Source organism: Anaerotruncus sp. 1XD42-93 (genome assembly GCF_009917605.1).
GTDB lineage: Bacteria > Bacillota > Clostridia > Oscillospirales > Ruminococcaceae > Anaerotruncus.
Genome location: NZ_QZEG01000208.1, coordinates 1 through 731 on the forward strand (window position 1 = coordinate 1; position 731 = coordinate 731).

A 731-nucleotide genomic window follows, 5' to 3' on the forward strand; every position below is an offset into this window, starting at 1 on the left:
TTCGGCGCTGTCTTTTTGCTTTCCTGCTTCGGCTGCTGGTGGAGCTGTTCCACCACCGATTTCCGCTTGTCTTGTTCCTCCCGGTGGACAGCCGCCGCCAAATCCATCAGGGAGATCGGCTGGCCGCTTCTGGCCTGCTGTTCCAGCTGGGCTACGGTCGGCTCTTTGGGGCCGTTGTTGATGATCCCGTCAATCATGCCGTAATCGTCCTCCATAGACATTTCCGCATTTTTCAGCGGGTTGTCCGGCAGGAATCCGGGAATCTCAGTAAAACCAACGCTGTCGCAGTAATGGCAGGATACCATGCCATCCCGTTTAACAGCAACAATGTCGCTGACACTCATGGAGGGGCTGTGAAAATCCACAGGCTTTTGCAGATTGAACTGTTCATATAGTTTTTCCAGCTGCTCCATTTTAGTGCCGGAGCCGCCCAGCGGGGCGGTGTAGATCAGGTCATAATTGCCCCGGTCCACGGGGATGTCATGGGATTTTAGCCAATCCAGATTCATAAACCGCACATTCTGCGGGTCCTCCCGGCTGACCTGATAAATGGCAAAGCAGTCCCCCTCATGGGAAAGAAACGCCTGCTCCCGTTCCTGCTGGCGGTTCAGCCGGTCCTGCACCAGCGCGTCAAAGGCTGGGCTTTCCTCCCATTCCTCGCGGGAAAGGGCGAACACCGTACCGGGCAGCTGGGATTCAAATTCCTCCCGGTCAAAGAGCATTTCCGCGCC

General features: G+C 56.2%; 1 protein-coding gene. It reads right to left on the reverse strand.

The window, feature by feature from the left end:
- Nucleotides 1-731, reverse strand: a 731-nt coding sequence (locus tag D5269_RS18060) for a YodL domain-containing protein (protein WP_166545251.1), incomplete at both ends; no start/stop codon positions are given.